14 protein-coding genes are annotated in these 14,738 nt (G+C 39.0%); 9 read left to right on the top strand and 5 right to left on the bottom strand.

Annotated elements, in window-relative coordinates:
- Positions 1-60 precede the first annotated feature (60 nt).
- From OQE68_RS16405 to OQE68_RS16375, 7 genes are all read left to right on the top strand, one after another.
- On the top strand, positions 61-1,638 hold the full coding sequence (locus OQE68_RS16405; protein WP_180571313.1) for an ABC transporter substrate-binding protein: 1,578 nt from the start codon (positions 61-63) through the stop codon (positions 1,636-1,638).
- A gap of 20 nt (positions 1,639-1,658) precedes the next feature.
- Entirely contained in the window at positions 1,659-2,606 is a 948-nt protein-coding gene (locus OQE68_RS16400; RefSeq protein ID WP_180571314.1) for an ABC transporter permease, read from the top strand.
- Positions 2,603-4,534 carry a dipeptide/oligopeptide/nickel ABC transporter permease/ATP-binding protein gene (locus OQE68_RS16395; RefSeq protein WP_180571315.1) on the top strand — a complete coding sequence of 644 codons (1,932 nt, stop codon included), beginning with the start codon at positions 2,603-2,605 and terminating at the stop codon, positions 4,532-4,534. The genes OQE68_RS16400 and OQE68_RS16395 overlap by 4 nt, the downstream gene beginning before the upstream one ends.
- A 13-nt stretch (positions 4,535-4,547) precedes the next feature.
- Positions 4,548-5,528 carry an ABC transporter ATP-binding protein gene (locus OQE68_RS16390; protein ID WP_180571316.1) on the top strand — a complete coding sequence of 327 codons (981 nt, stop codon included), beginning with the start codon at positions 4,548-4,550 and terminating at the stop codon, positions 5,526-5,528.
- A gap of 349 nt (positions 5,529-5,877) precedes the next feature.
- Positions 5,878-6,564 (top strand): hypothetical protein, encoded by a 687-nt coding sequence (locus tag OQE68_RS16385; protein ID WP_180571317.1) that lies wholly within the window; start codon positions 5,878-5,880, stop codon positions 6,562-6,564.
- 23 nt (positions 6,565-6,587) lie between these two features.
- On the top strand, positions 6,588-7,259 hold the full coding sequence (locus tag OQE68_RS16380; protein ID WP_180571318.1) for a hypothetical protein: 672 nt from the start codon (positions 6,588-6,590) through the stop codon (positions 7,257-7,259).
- 11 nt (positions 7,260-7,270) lie between these two features.
- Positions 7,271-7,621 carry a hypothetical protein gene (locus tag OQE68_RS16375; RefSeq protein WP_180571319.1) on the top strand — a complete coding sequence of 117 codons (351 nt, stop codon included), beginning with the start codon at positions 7,271-7,273 and terminating at the stop codon, positions 7,619-7,621.
- 77 nt (positions 7,622-7,698) lie between these two features.
- Here the strand turns inward: OQE68_RS16375 and OQE68_RS16370 are convergent, their stop codons facing one another.
- On the bottom strand, positions 7,699-7,998 hold the full coding sequence (locus tag OQE68_RS16370) for a hypothetical protein (protein ID WP_180571320.1): 300 nt from the start codon (positions 7,996-7,998) through the stop codon (positions 7,699-7,701).
- Positions 7,999-8,363: 365 nt separating this feature from the next.
- Between OQE68_RS16370 and OQE68_RS16365 the strand changes: the two genes are divergently transcribed.
- Positions 8,364-8,945, top strand: coding sequence for a hypothetical protein (locus OQE68_RS16365; RefSeq protein ID WP_180571321.1), 582 nt, complete (start codon positions 8,364-8,366; stop codon positions 8,943-8,945).
- 145 nt (positions 8,946-9,090) lie between these two features.
- Here OQE68_RS16365 and OQE68_RS16360 read toward each other — a convergent pair whose 3' ends face one another.
- A complete protein-coding gene (locus OQE68_RS16360) occupies positions 9,091-9,393 on the bottom strand; it encodes a hypothetical protein (RefSeq protein WP_266195699.1) in 303 nt (100 codons plus the stop codon).
- A 132-nt stretch (positions 9,394-9,525) separates the two neighbouring features.
- Complete coding sequence (gene sixA, locus OQE68_RS16355; RefSeq protein ID WP_180570965.1) at positions 9,526-9,975, bottom strand: phosphohistidine phosphatase SixA; 450 nt, start codon at positions 9,973-9,975, stop codon at positions 9,526-9,528.
- A 285-nt stretch (positions 9,976-10,260) separates the two neighbouring features.
- On the opposite strand from sixA, the gene OQE68_RS16350 reads away from it, so the two are divergent.
- Complete coding sequence (locus OQE68_RS16350) at positions 10,261-12,606, top strand: PPC domain-containing protein (protein ID WP_180570964.1); 2,346 nt, start codon at positions 10,261-10,263, stop codon at positions 12,604-12,606.
- Between the two features lie 88 nt (positions 12,607-12,694).
- Here OQE68_RS16350 and OQE68_RS16345 read toward each other — a convergent pair whose 3' ends face one another.
- Together OQE68_RS16345 and OQE68_RS16340 are read right to left on the bottom strand one after the other, a co-directional pair.
- Positions 12,695-13,111, bottom strand: coding sequence for a GFA family protein (locus OQE68_RS16345; RefSeq protein ID WP_180570963.1), 417 nt, complete (start codon positions 13,109-13,111; stop codon positions 12,695-12,697).
- Positions 13,112-13,189: 78 nt separating this feature from the next.
- Positions 13,190-14,593: an MBL fold metallo-hydrolase RNA specificity domain-containing protein gene (locus OQE68_RS16340; protein WP_180570962.1), complete on the bottom strand. Its 1,404-nt coding sequence runs from the start codon at positions 14,591-14,593 to the stop codon at positions 13,190-13,192.
- Positions 14,594-14,738: the final 145 nt, after the last annotated feature.

Below are 14,738 nucleotides of genomic sequence, written 5' to 3'. Positions count from 1 at the left end.
CTCCTTAAAACCGTTATGCTGTCTTCAAAAGAATGAGATAAAAACATACGGAGCAAGCAAATGGTAAGGAAACCAGTCACTGCTGCTATAATCAAAGTAGTTTTAGCACTTGCGGTTAGCATAGCTTTTCTACAAACGTCTTTTGCACAAACACCACCTGATGTGTTAATTGTCGGGCAGATTGCCGAGCCCAAATCAATGGATCCCCACACAGCAACTGCACTCAATGACTTTCGTATTTTAATGAATCTCTATGATGGCCTGGTGCGCTATAAAGATGGGACTTTGCAGGTAGAGCCCGCTTTGGCCAAATCCTGGCAAATCAGTAAAGATGGTAAAACTTATACCTTTCAACTCCGAAAAGGAGTGAAATTTCATGATGGTTCCTCCTTAACAGCAGGGGCAGTAAAATTCAATTTCGACCGAATATTAGATGAAAACCATCCTTACCATAAAACCGGACCATTTCCTTTGGCTTTCTTTTTTAGCGCTGTTGATAAAGTTATAGCCAAAAACCGCCATACGATTGAATTTAAGTTAAAAGAACCTTATGCCCCTTTTCTTTCTAACTTAGCTTATCCAACTGGATTAATTGTATCGCCAGCAGCAGTAAAACAACATGGTAAAAATTTTGGTCGTCACCCCTCGGGCACAGGTGCTTTTCGTTTTGTTGAATGGAAAAGTAATGCCAAAGTGGTGGTTGAACGTAACCCCAATTATTGGAGTGGCCCTCCCACATTAAAAACCATTATTTACCGCTCTATTACCGATGCAAACACCCGAGTAGCAGAAATGCTCGCTGGAGGTATTGATATGATGGTAGAAGTGCCACCAGATAATGTCAGCACTTTTGCCAAACAAAATAATTATCAGATTTATGAACAAATCGGACCTCATTTGTGGTTTTTAATTTTAAACCTTAAAGAAGGCCCACTTGCTAATAAGCAATTACGTCAGGCAGTAAATTATGCCATTAATAAAAAGGCATTAGTTGACAATGTTTTACAAGGGACTGCGACTGTTGCAACAGGCCCTATTCCCCCTGCGTTTTCTTGGGCCTATAACAATAATTTACAACCCTATGCCTATAACCCTGAAAAAGCTCGTCAATTAATTAAAAGTGCAGGTTATCAAGGCGAAAAGTTAACCTTTTATGTGACAGAAGGTGGTTCAGGCATGCTTAATCCTGTGGCTATGGGAGCCGCTATTCAAGCGGATTTAACTAAAGTGGGTTTGAAGGTGAATATTGAAACTTACGAGTGGAATACTTTTCTGGGCAAGGTAAACCCTGGTTTAGCAGGAAAGGCCGATATGGCAGAAATGGCCTGGATGACCAATGATCCAGACACCCTCCCCTATTTAACCTTGCGTACTGCTGCCTGGCCAGATAAAGGAGGCTTTAATTCAGGTTATTACTCTAATCCTAAAGTAGACAAATTACTGGAGCAAGCTCGCCGTATTACCGACCAAACGGAGCGAGGCAAACTTTATAAAGAAATGCAGGCTATTGTACTAGAAGATGCCCCTTGGGCCTTTATTGCTAACTGGAAACAAAATGCTGTCGCTAATAAACGGGTAAAAGGATTCAAACTACAACCGTCGTTTTTTTTATTATTAAAGAATGTTACTAAGAAGTAAAAAAAACAAACTAAACCATTATGCTACATTACATTATTAAACGATTACTCGCCATTACCCCCATTTTATTTGGGCTAACCCTAATTGTCTTTTTAGTGATGGCTTTAATACCCGGTGACCCTGCCACTGCAATTTTAGGTGCATACGCTACTCCCGAAAATGTAGCTCGATTGAACAAGCAATTAGGCTTAGATAAAACACTTGTCGAACAATATATCATTTGGCTGAGTAATTTATTGCAGGGGGATTTGGGCCGCTCTTACAGTCTTAATCGACCCGTGGTTGACGAAGTAATAGAACGCTTTCAAGCTACCCTGGTATTAGCAGGCACTGCATTAATATTGTGTAGTGTAATGGGGCTGCTGGCCGGTATTGTATCTGCAGTCAGACAATTTAGCTGGGTTGATAAAACGATTACTTTTTTGGTGTTAATCGGTATTTCCATGCCCTCATTTTGGCTGGGCTTATTATTAATTATGCTGTTTGCAGTTAAGTGGCAATTACTGCCAGCCAGTGGTATGTATGCTATTTATGGTGGTGGTGATTGGTTAGATCTGCTCAAACACTTAATACTCCCCGCCATTACTTTAGCCTTAGTGGCCACCAGTGTGATTGCTCGGTTAACCCGCAGTGCTATGCTAGAAGTACTACGCCAGGATTATATTCGTACTGCTCGCGCAAAAGGATTAGCTGAACGTCAGGTGATATACCGACACGCTTGTAAAACTGCTTTAGTCAGCGTAATTCCTGTTATCGGTATTCAAGCCGGTTTTGTATTAGGTGGCGCCGTTTATATAGAAACGGTTTTTCAGTGGCCAGGCATCGGTAGAATGCTAGTTAATGCCATTTCAATGCGGGATATCTTGTTAGTACAAGGTGGTGTATTAATAGTTGCTGTCTCTTATGTCATCTTTAATTTACTGGCTGATATTTTTCAGCACTATTTAGACCCCCGGCTCACTTCATGACTAATCAAGTGCCAGCAAATAAAACCCCTCGACCATCAGCTTGGCAGTTATTTATCAACAATCGTCTCGCCTTAATTGGATTTGTTATTTTTTTAACGTTGTTATTCCTGGCACTCGCAGCCCCATTATTGCCCTTAGCGCCTCCAGATGAAACGGCTTTAACCCTACGGCTACTGACTCCATTTTCATCAGAGGCTTTGTTAGGCACCGACCACTTAGGCCGAGATTTATTATCCCGCCTGATTTGGGGCACGCAAGTCAGCTTAATGGTTGGTGTTTCTGCCACCTTAATTGCAGCCATCATTGGTTCAACCATTGGTTTATTAGCGGGCTATTTTGGTGGCCGTACAGATAGTTTACTGATGCGAGGTATTGATATGCTGATGGCATTTCCCTATATCTTACTTGCCCTTGCCATTGTTGCTGCCTTAGGGCCAGGGTTAATGAATGCACTCTATGCCATCGCTATTGTCAATATCCCTTTTTTTGCCCGGAATATTCGTGGAGTCACCTTAGGATTATCACAACAAGCTTTTATTGATGCTGCCCGACTTTCAGGAAAAAATGACAGTCTAATTCTACTATCGGAAATACTGCCCAATGTGCTTCCCACCATTGTCATTACTATGACCACCACCATTGGCTGGATGATTTTAGAAACTGCTGGGCTTAGCTTTTTAGGGTTAGGCGCTCAGCCTCCCCAGGCTGATTTGGGCTCTATGCTAGGTGAAGGTCGCAAGCTGTTATTTACTGCCCCTCATGTTTCTATTATTCCCGGATTAATGATTTTTGTTTTAGTGATGAGCATTAATTTAATGGGTGATGGCGTACGAGACTTGCTAGATCCACGCTTAAAATCTGGCGTCATGGGTCGGCCTGCAGCAGCCACTTTAGTTAACCATAAAAATACAGCCTCTAAACAATTAATCCCTTGTAATGTTCATGGCCTGAAAAATGGACTGCAAGTAGCTAATTTACATACAGAATTTCACCAGGGCAAAAGCATTTATAACGCTGTAAATGGTGTAAGCTTTTCTATTCAACCTGGCGAGTGCCTAGGCATTATAGGTGAGTCAGGTTCAGGCAAATCGGTGACAGCAATGTCTATTTCACGATTAGTACCGTCGCCACCAGGGGAAATAAGCAATGGTCAAGCATGGCTTGATAATCAAGCGTTATTTTCATTGCCATTAAGCCAGTTACAACAGATTAGGGGAAATAAAGTGGCTTACGTATTTCAAGACCCACTTTCTGCTCTACATCCTCTATTAACAATAGGAGAGCAACTTATCGAAGCTATTCAAGCTCATCAATCAATTTCTTATCAAGCCGCTAAGAGCATGACTATTAGTCAGCTAAAACAAGTAAAAATCCCCAACCCTGAACAGCGAATTAAAAATTACCCTCACCAACTATCCGGGGGATTACGACAAAGAGTTGTTATTGCAATGGCGTTGGTTAATAGCCCTAACCTGTTAATTGCCGATGAACCAACAACCGCATTGGATGTAACGATACAAGCCCAAGTATTAAAATTATTACGACAACTTCAACAACAAACGAAAGTTGCCTTATTATTTATTACACATGATTTTGGTCTGGTTTCCGCTATGTGTGATCAGGTAGCTGTCATGTATGCAGGGCATATAGTTGAAACAGGGCCAACCCACAACCTTTTAACTCAACCTGCTCACCCCTACACGCAAAAGTTGATTAATTGTGTGCCAATATTAGGTAAAAATAACCAACAACTGGAGACTATTGAAGGAATGCCTCCTCCAATGAACCAATTACCAACAGGCTGTCATTTTGCTGATCGTTGCCCTTATGCAGAAGACAGCTGCCGACAGCAAGCCATTCACTTAACAAATTTGACTGATGGGCATGCTGTGCGATGTATTAAACCGCTTCAACATACCCTTCATTAATGATTTTTAGCTCATGGAAGAAAATATTTTACAAGCACAACAGTTAGTCCGTCATTTTGGTGGAGGCAAAACATTGCTGGGTAAGCAACGACCAGCTGTACATGCTATTCGAGGTATTAATCTACAAGTTTACAAAGGTGAAACTCTGGGGGTTGTTGGAGAGTCTGGTTGTGGTAAATCTACTCTGGCAAAAATGTTAGTCGGGTTGGAAAAACCCTCTGAAGGGAATATTTATCTCAATAATCAACATTTAATTACCCTTTTACAAAAAGATCCAAAACAATTATTCCGTCAGGTTCAGTATGTATTTCAAGACCCAGTTAGTGCCCTAAATCCCCGAAAAACAATTAGTGACATTTTATCCTCACCTATCGCGCACTTATTAGGAATGACTAAATCAAAAAGGGAGAAACAATTAAAAGCACTGATGAATGACATTAGCTTGCCTGCTGAATTTTTACAGCGTTACCCTCACGAACTGTCTGGTGGCCAAGCCCAACGTGTAGGTATTGCCCGCGCCTTGGCAGTTAAACCCAACCTGTTAGTTCTCGATGAGCCAGTATCAGCTTTAGATGTATCTGTGCAAGCACAAATACTTAACTTGTTAACAGACTTAAAAAGCCGTTATCAGCTCACCTATGTATTTATCAGTCATGACTTATCAGTGGTAGAAACAATCAGTGATCGAGTAGTCGTAATGTATTTTGGTAGGGTCGTAGAACAGGGACCAGCACAAGCCCTATTTAACAACCCCAGTCATCATTATACCAGGTTACTACTGGATTCTGTCCCCATACCCGGTAAACCCTTAATTGTAGAAGACGCTAACGCTTCTGAATTACCAGACCCATTTAACCCACCAACCGGCTGCGCCTTTGCCCCTCGTTGTCCCCAAGCAACCGAACACTGCCGAAAAGTGATGCCCGAACTGCAGCAAATGAACCAAGCAAACCACCAAGCAGCCTGTCACTTTCCGTTGACAAAAATAAAGTAATCAGTTTTTTTTCTAGAGATTATACCCTTCTCGAATGATTTTTAGGGTTTGTCGTCGTTCCTTAACCCAGCAACTTTTAAACTAATTATTAATATTTTTCATTAATAAATTGTAGCCAAAAGCTTACACAAAAAGCTACATAACAAACATTAAATTCAACCTAATACTTTTGTCGAATACAACTTGTAAAACAAACACACATAAAAACAATATACATTTATTTGCATCATATAAACAATAACTTCAAGTAATACTTTATTTTAATTTTCACATTCCATTGAAAAAATTTTGACTTATAGATAGCGTATCTCTGTATCAGAAAACAAATTAAGACACGACGGAGTCATTTATGAAGAAAAATACCTTTATTGGTTTAACCTTACCTTTGTTATTTATTGAACCTGCTTTAGCAGCAGGAAATGCCGTTGATATTGAAGGTAAGGCAATAACAATCAATACTCGTTCTTTACATCAGGAACAGTCTAGTGGAAAAATTTATGGGCTAGATGGACGTGTTTATGTTCTTACAGGTACCTATAAAAGCTTTGATAAATTTGGTAACACTATTTATAAGAAATGCTCTGAAGCAAAACTGTTTACAGATCCTACTGTCGTACCTGATGTACCTCCTGGTTCTTTAGTAGGCCCAGAGTGTAAAATCCAACAGGTTGAAGGCCCTATATTAGATTCAGATGAACAGCCTTCTGCTAATGCCAAAAAAAAAGTAACCACCCCTGATAGAGACTTAGCTATTGCATCATGTAAACGATTTGCTGGCTATGCGCCGCCAATGGTGTGGAGTCCACAAACAAGTATAATGGGTCATATAGGTTCAACAAGCTTTAAAATCGATATAAAAACCTTAGGTAGTACATTAGTCCACTCGCTAGTTAGATTTTGGGGGCCTAGTGAGCGCTGGCAAGAAAAACAGTTTAATGGCTCAACATCTATACGTACAGGTGATGCTGCTGCAAGTGTATACATGAGATATAAAGGTGTTCCGCTTGGCTCAGCGGTTGAAGGAAAAATTTGTTAATTTAGCTTAAAAGGATTTATGAAGTGAAAATAATATCAATACTTACTACCTCAGTATTGCTAATGGCAAACCATGCCATTAGTGAAATAAATAATACCGAAAATGGCAATGAAAAAATTCCACCCGCATGGCAAATCGCTAAACCAAAGGATAGACCAGCAGAGCCAATATTATTTGACAGTCCTATTACTGCCACTCACTCAACTGAAGAGATGGGTTTAAAGGAAGTTGAACCATATCTTAATAGCAAGCAAGAGGGAGTCTATGCTTCAATGAAATATGTAGCATCAATGACGCCTGAAGAATTAAAACGCTTTGCCAGTGATGCCAGTATTACTGAAAACTCTGCTATTGCATTTCATGACAAATCGGTAAAAACACTTTCTAATGCTGAAAAAGAATCAATCAAACATTATAAAGCGTTTTGTAAAAAACTGTTAAATCATACATTTAATTCACCAGTACAAAGATATGAAATTGAAGATTTCATAATTGCTCGTGATAAATCTGAGTCAATAATGTTTGAAGTCATTGCCAAAGGAATTGACTCATACAAGGCGGCTTACCCTCAAGATTACAATTCCATGTTTAAGGATATCAGTGCCAACTTCAGTTACATCGAGCATAATGATGAGGCTGTTAGCCCAAGCCACTGGGTCAAATATTATAAAAATGACTGCAAATTGATTAAATAGGAGTTAAGCTAGTGAATAAACTCGTTTTTGTTGTATTTTCTACTGTTTGTATGTTTACCAAACATGCTTATGCAACCCACCAAGGCTGTAGTGTTACGCCTGATCGCAAAGGATTCTGTATAACACAACTTTATCCAAATGAAATGAGTAAAATATCGAATGTTAGTGTCGCTTTCGTTGAGAGAAAAGGTGATCACTATAACTATGGGGGTACAAATCATATCATCAGAAGATCTCTTGCAAGACAGGAATACAAACTACCCAGGCCAGTTCAGCGACACTCCATTAGGGGCAATCATTGCTTTAAATACAGCAATGGAAATAGTAACTGCTTAAAGTCACTATATACCGGCGGCTTATAAAATATTACAAATAAAGGGAGTTAGGCCGAGTTTCTGTTTGCTTAATACATCAAGAGTCTCGGCCGTATCTTAAAACATCACTCAGTTATTTTCCCTGCATTATTGACAATTCTAACTAACCTCTTAAAACACTCATTATTGTAATTTAATGGGGCAACAAACTTCTTAGCTTCAGACCAACTCAAGTGTTTTACTGCATTTTTTTTATTGTGCCCCTCAAAATAAATAACAGGAGAGTGGTAACAATCAACATTTTTTTCAAATGCTCTATTTTTCAAGAAAAATTCATACCAATTTCCATCTTCAGAGTCAAAGCAAAAGCCATATGAGCCTCCATCTCTATAAAGCATAGCTCTCCATACTTTTATTACTTTCATATTACTAAATATACCTAAATACTAATAAACACCCTCTAATCCAATTGATACAAACAAGTTAGATAGCTACCTCTTACAAAGAAATAGCTAGCATATTATTATAATAATTTTACACATATCAAACAAATCTACTTATACCTTTCTATTTTGACTGAAAACTACTGATAGGGTCTACTAACCCTAGAAAATTTTAAAAATCAGCCAAATAAGTTATCAACAACTTACTACAGTCTAAAAAAACAATTCCAGCTTGGATCAAATAGTTTTTTTATCAAAAAAAATGACTAATTTTTTAAGAGCTTCATACTGTTTATAGGTATAAAGGGAAAAATTTAAATACTGCTCACAGAGAAGTGAATAATTTAATGAAAATTTTTGATTGCATTAGGCCCAGAACAACAGACTATGATGTCGCCTCTCAGCAAACTGACAACAATACAGGTAAGCAGCATATTGACTCAAGTCAATTAGAAACTGCATTTAAAGATGCTATCGATAGAAAAACTAACTACCTGGATCTATTAAGCTGCAGCAATCTTAGACAACAAGATATCGATCAGCTCTATAGCGCGCTCAGTAAACAGCGTGGCCATAAAATAAAAGTCGTTCTCTTTGCTAATGATATTAGTATAAACCCTTACCAGCATAAACCGGAGAATATTAAAGTAGTACAAGCATCTAACTGGTTAGAAGGTATGTCTGCTATCAATAAGTCACTGTCAGAAGAAAACCCTGAAATTGAAGCGTATCGTGCAGCCCGCCAAGCCGAGCTTGATCGATTTTATGGAAATAATATTGAGCAATCACCAACAGCCTCTTCATCTAAGCTATACACAACTAACCGCTCAGGTAAAATAACAGTCGTCCAAGATGAAAGCAACTTTTACCGGGATGGAAGGCTATTATCTTACTATGCTGATATTGGCAGTAATGCATTAAAAGTATAAGCCAACTGTTCCCCCAGTTAACTGAGGCTATCGTAAAAGCTAGCGGATATGGGGTGACGGGATGTTCTATAGCTGCGACAAGGAAGTCGCTTTAGCTCTTGATGGGCCAGGGATGGTACTTCAAGAGCGGCGGAAGAATATCCTGTTATTCCATATCGGACACTAGACTTATTTCAACACCCTTTTGATTAACTCGTATTAAAGCTCGATCAAATAACAGTCGTAATTTTTCTGAAAAAGTGATTTCAGGTTCCATCCCCATTTCTTTTACGACGGCGGTAATGAATTGAGTATTAACCCCTTTTCCTTTCAAATCTTTTGATGTAAAGGAAGGCCATTCTCCAGTAGCTAGCGGTAATGTTCCAGCTGTAACACATTGAATAGATCGAGTCAGTATTAAAACAACTATGTAGATTAACTTTTTGTTAGAAGCTATAAAATTATACATAAACAGCTCGAATCAAATAAATCTCTTATAGGCATCACTAATGATTCATGCTACCAGATAAGAATACTATACTCTTCGCGAATGATTTTTAGGCTTTGTTACCGTCGCTCTTCACCCCAGCCATTTAGTTTATCAGCACATACTTGGCGGTATAAACCATAACACCCTTCCTCTATCCTCTTCTATTTCCAAACAAACAATGGCAGAATTTTGAAACTTAATGACATCTCTCTCTTGATCACCAGCCACCAATTGAGCAACCACTTTTTGCAGGTTTGGCAAGTGCCCAACATACATACACTTCTCTTCCAGATAGCCTCCAATTAAAAAGTCAGGATCGTCATTTGGTGACATATTTGACACTTCAATAACATTATCAACCTTTAATTGTTTCGAGAATATTTCTGCTGTTTGTTTAGCCCGCAACTTGCCGCTATGACATATTTTATTAATCTCAATGTTATGCTGCTTTAAATAAATGGCTATTTTATTTGAATCATTATAACCGATTTCCAATAAAGGCCTGTTCTCATCAACTTCCTTAGCAGCAGCAATCCCATGCTGAACAAAGTATAATTTCATGATTTTACGCCATGATCTTAAATTTTAAGTTTACTCTACACGCTTGTCTCTCAAGAATTACTCTAGAAGACAATATTTATTTTTATTCAACAACTATTTGTATACACAAACCTATAGTTCAAATAATCTCAAATGTAAAGATAACAACTCCATAACACAGTTTTTTTGAGCAATAAATATTTTGAGAAGTGTATCTAATATGTCTTGTACTTATTTGTGTACTAGTTATATCAATAGCTACTTATGGTTTTCATATAATTCAGCAAACTGAAGTGAGAGCCTAACATGCGTATAAAAACATTAAATAATAAAGTGACGAAGCCATCTAAAGCTTTTTGTTCACCCTTACTACTTAGCCTATGCGTTTCATTAATTTGCTCTGTCAGCCATGCAAATACATGCCCACCAGCCCCTGAAAAATTTGCTGTGCCTATTCCAAATCCAGACCCAGGCTCACCTAATGGGAAACTGCCATTAGATATAAATAAAGTCATGCCTTTTATTAAGGAAAAAGGTATTCGCAATGCTAAAGAGTTTATTGATGCATTACCCGACAGTATGCATAAGAACTATTCAATCATTGAAAAATCCCGAGCACTAGGGCAAACCGATATTAATCACCCTGGTTTATTAATGTTTGGTTCAGATGCTCGTTTTATGGTTAATATCAGCACTAAAAAATCTGATCCTCGCTATGAGATTGTCGATATAGCTCACCTTGACAATAAAGGAAATTGGGTGTTTAGAGCTTTAGACTTCAGTAGTGGCACCCCTAAAATGGGTAAAAATGACACTGATTGCCAAGAATGCCACGGTAAACCGGCAAGACCTTTTTGGGGGGAATATCTAGACTGGCCGGGTATATTTTCAGATGATGGCCGCGGCAATGAAAAAATTACAAACCGTCAAGCAGCAACATTAACCCGAATTAAACAAGGCCAACAAAATAACGAACGTTTTCATCAGTTAAAAATTCCTGACTATTATTTCGATAAAGCAGGTACTGCAATGCACTTACCCAACCATGTATATGGACCAGCGCTTACTATTTTTAACAATGAGTTGGCCGGGGCGGTTGCTAGTAGTATTCACAAACGAGCAAAAAAATCAGCTAATTATAATGGTTTGCGAGAAGAGTACTTAGCCCTTAGTTATTGTGATACATCAGCAGGTGTATTAAGCCAACAAGCTAAGGATAAAATTAAACAGCTAATTGAAAGTAAAAAAGGTAAAACCACAGGTTATAATGGATCAGCTCATTGGAGTGACATATTAAGCTTATGGGGATTAGATCCTAAACATGAGCTACCTCTACATAAATTATCAACTGAAGACGTCAAACGCCAAGACTTAGATTGGAATACAGGTGTTGGCCGTTTAAGAGAAGTCATCGATTTAGCCATTTTAATGGAATTAGCTAAAGAAAATAACCAGCTAAATGCAATATTGGCAGGTAACCCTTCATCCTGGTCTATGACGAGTTGCGGCAATCCCTTTTCAACACTCAAAGACCATCTAACTCATAAACTTTTTGCGAACTTTACGCTACGTAATGAAGCCAGACAAACAGCAAGAGAAAGCTACTACGACATTGATTACTTAAGAATTCATCAAAGCATGGATTATATCACTACTTCCTTCTGCAACTTACTATCTGAAAATATTAGTGAAGACACTATAGGAACACCATCCAAACCTGATGATGACAAACCCACTCCTCCTGATAATGGAGATGACAATAATAAACCCAATCCACCGGATGATGGCGATGATCATGATAAGCCAAATCCTCCCGATGATGGAGATGGCGACAACGACAAACCCAATCCACCCGATGACGGGGATGACAATGACAAACCCACGCCTCCCGATGATGATATTAATCGACTACCTGTAAAGCCTTTGTTCAAAGGAAAGCCCGCGAGCAATTTGAATGATAGCCAAGGTAAACAACAGCTGTATACCATTCATGTTCATGGAAAACCCAGCAATCTTAAGTTTTCAGTTGAAGGTGGCCAAGGCGATGTTGATCTTTATGTCAGGCATAACAAAAAGCCAAATTTAACTCAATTTGACTGCCGTCCACTTGAACATGGCACAAACGAAACTTGCTTATTTAAAAATCCCAAAATGGGATTAGCTGGCTCTTGGTATGTACTATTAAATAGTGACAAAGATTTTTCTGGTGTAACACTAACTGCAGACTATCAAGATAGTGATGGCGATGACCATGGCGATCATGACAACGGCCAGGGGGCCTGTGCTCATCAAAAGCCAAGTCATGATGTGGCCATTTTCGACAGCAAACCATTATGTGTCACTCCTGCTCCTAATAAAGACCACTACCGGCACTATTACATTCGCCTACCTCAAACTGATGCTGGCAAAACGTTGGAAATTACAATGAAAGGAGGCACAGGTAATGCCGATTTATTAGTATCAGCTGATTTAGGCCAATTTCCTCATGAGGAGCATTACGAATCAAGACCTGATATTGTATTTGGCTCTACTAATCCAGGTAACACAGAAAAAGTAACGATTAAAAATGCAAAAGCAGGCAAAGACTATTTAATTACGCTACCTGCAGTATCAGCCCACAAAGGCATCACAATTACTGCTAGTGTGCGTTAGTTGTTTGATATGGATTCTTCCGCTGTGCTAAAGGCCATGGATGGCCTTTAGCACTTTTTTGCGACAACCTCTCTTATGGAAGACTTTACTAACTAAACTCTGGCGGTAAAATATCAAACTTAGGGACATCCTCTGGAAATACTGCCCACTTAGGTGCTGAGGCGGTATAAATAGCCATTTTCGGAGAAAAGTGAGAGCTGTCATCTAATGTTGACGCAGAAACAGAGTAAAACCCAGCTACTGTCACCTCAACACAGACTGTCGTACCGCAACGGCTACAAAACTGATGGTGTATATCTTTACTAGAGTCTCCTTTACGGGTATAAGACTTGGTTTCCCCTTTGGTAAAGGCAAATTTATCTTTGGGTACCCATAATCCGAACCACTTATCTGACCCTGTATGCTTCTGGCACTCTTTACAGTAGCAAAATGCAGCGTTAATCGGCTCCCCCTCAAACGCATACTTGACATGACCACACCCACAACTTCCTTCATATTTTGCCATAAACTAGATTTCCTAATTAATTTTTATGAGTCTCTTACCAATATACAGTAATACTCCTGACAGCATTATGTCAGGAGCTTAAAACGCTAGGCTTTGACCCCGTTGGGGAATATCTGTTTGTATCCCCTTTTCATCCCACAATTTTTGAGAGAGTGCATCCAGCGCTTCAGGTTCACCATGCACCAACATAATACGGGGATTATTTTTAAATTGGCTGATCCACTCAATTAATTCAGTTTGTCCAGCGTGCGCAGAAAAGCCTCCTAAGGTTTCAATATGAGCCTTTACAACATACTCGTCACCAAACAGTCGTATATGTTTGACACCATCAACCAAAATCCGACCAAGCGTCCCATACGCCTGAAACCCTACAAAAATAATCCGATTAAGTTTATTCCAAATCCGCTGTTTAAAGTGATGTCTAATCCGCCCCCCAGTACACATACCACTACCCGCAATAATAATAGCGCCATTTTTTATATTGTTGATGGCCATAGATTCCTCTGGCTTTACAGTTAAATGAAGTTTAGGAAGAAATTTGCCTAATAACGTTTGATCACCTGAACAAAGTGGTTTAATACCTTCACAATCCAAAGTGCGCAACCAGCGATCATAAATTCGGGTTACTTGAATTGCCATGGGGCTATCCAGATATACATGCCAATTATCCAAGACACCTTCATGGTTCAAGCAACCTAAATAAAACAAAAGCTCCTGGGTTCTACCAACCGCGAATGCAGGAATTAAAACATTACCGCCATCATCCCAAGCTTCTTGTAGAATATCCCTTAGTTGGTCAATGGTATTATCAAGAGAACGATGATCGCGATTGCCATAAGTGCCTTCCATCAGCACCACATCAGCTTGGGTAAGTGTCATTGGGTCATTCATTAGCACTGTATTTTTTTTGCCCAAGTCACCTGAAAATACTAGAGTTTTTTGTTGCTGCTTTTCCTGAAGTTTAATTTCAATAATAGCTGAACCCAAAATATGACCTGCATCATGAAAAGCAACAGTTGCATTATCAGAGAAAGCAAACGGCTTATTATAAGGCTGTGGTTTACAAAGCTTTAACACCTTACCCACATCACTTGATACAATCTGCGGCTTTAAGGTTTTTTTCCCTCTTCTAGCACGTCGCAAGTTTTCTTTTTCCAGGTCACGCAGATAAAGGTTAGTAGAATCATTCAGCATAATATCAAGCAGTTCAGCCGTTGCCTCTGTGCAATATATTTTGCCTTTAAACCCTTCATGCACTAACTTCGGTAATAATCCTGAGTGATCAATATGCGCATGGGAAAGAATAACTGTATCAATTTGTCTTGGATCAAACAAAAATGATTCATGTTGCAACCTTTCTACAGCATCTCCCCCCTGATGCATTCCACAATCCAGCAGCACTTTACCGGTAACAGAGGACTCCAATAAATGACAAGAACCTGTTACCTCTTGAGCAGCTCCAATAAACTTTATTGTTGCCATATCAAAACTTTTCCATACGAGCATGATAAGTTAGGTTATTATAGACGTATTAAACTGAGCACTTCATCGAATCATATTATTTTTGGGCAAAGCAACAATATAGCGCTTCACTTTTTGTTAATAAAAATTAAACTACAACTGACAT

Source organism: Spartinivicinus marinus, assembly GCF_026309355.1.
In the GTDB taxonomy this organism is placed as follows: domain Bacteria; phylum Pseudomonadota; class Gammaproteobacteria; order Pseudomonadales; family Zooshikellaceae; genus Spartinivicinus; species Spartinivicinus marinus.
This window is presented reverse-complemented; position numbering and strand designations above follow the sequence as displayed.

Coding starts and splice junctions, on each gene's coding strand:
- sixA (WP_180570965.1), bottom strand. CDS start 9,975: ATGAAATTATACTTTGTTCAGCATGGGATTGCTGCTGCTAAGGAAGTT.
- OQE68_RS16390 (WP_180571316.1), top strand. CDS start 4,548: ATGGAAGAAAATATTTTACAAGCACAACAGTTAGTCCGTCATTTTGGT.
- OQE68_RS16345 (WP_180570963.1), bottom strand. CDS start 13,111: ATGGCAAAATATGAAGGAAGTTGTGGGTGTGGTCATGTCAAGTATGCG.
- OQE68_RS16340 (WP_180570962.1), bottom strand. CDS start 14,593: ATGGCAACAATAAAGTTTATTGGAGCTGCTCAAGAGGTAACAGGTTCT.
- OQE68_RS16385 (WP_180571317.1), top strand. CDS start 5,878: ATGAAGAAAAATACCTTTATTGGTTTAACCTTACCTTTGTTATTTATT.
- OQE68_RS16365 (WP_180571321.1), top strand. CDS start 8,364: ATGAAAATTTTTGATTGCATTAGGCCCAGAACAACAGACTATGATGTC.
- OQE68_RS16405 (WP_180571313.1), top strand. CDS start 61: ATGGTAAGGAAACCAGTCACTGCTGCTATAATCAAAGTAGTTTTAGCA.
- OQE68_RS16350 (WP_180570964.1), top strand. CDS start 10,261: ATGCGTATAAAAACATTAAATAATAAAGTGACGAAGCCATCTAAAGCT.
- OQE68_RS16395 (WP_180571315.1), top strand. CDS start 2,603: ATGACTAATCAAGTGCCAGCAAATAAAACCCCTCGACCATCAGCTTGG.
- OQE68_RS16370 (WP_180571320.1), bottom strand. CDS start 7,998: ATGAAAGTAATAAAAGTATGGAGAGCTATGCTTTATAGAGATGGAGGC.
- OQE68_RS16400 (WP_180571314.1), top strand. CDS start 1,659: ATGCTACATTACATTATTAAACGATTACTCGCCATTACCCCCATTTTA.
- OQE68_RS16360 (WP_266195699.1), bottom strand. CDS start 9,393: ATGTATAATTTTATAGCTTCTAACAAAAAGTTAATCTACATAGTTGTT.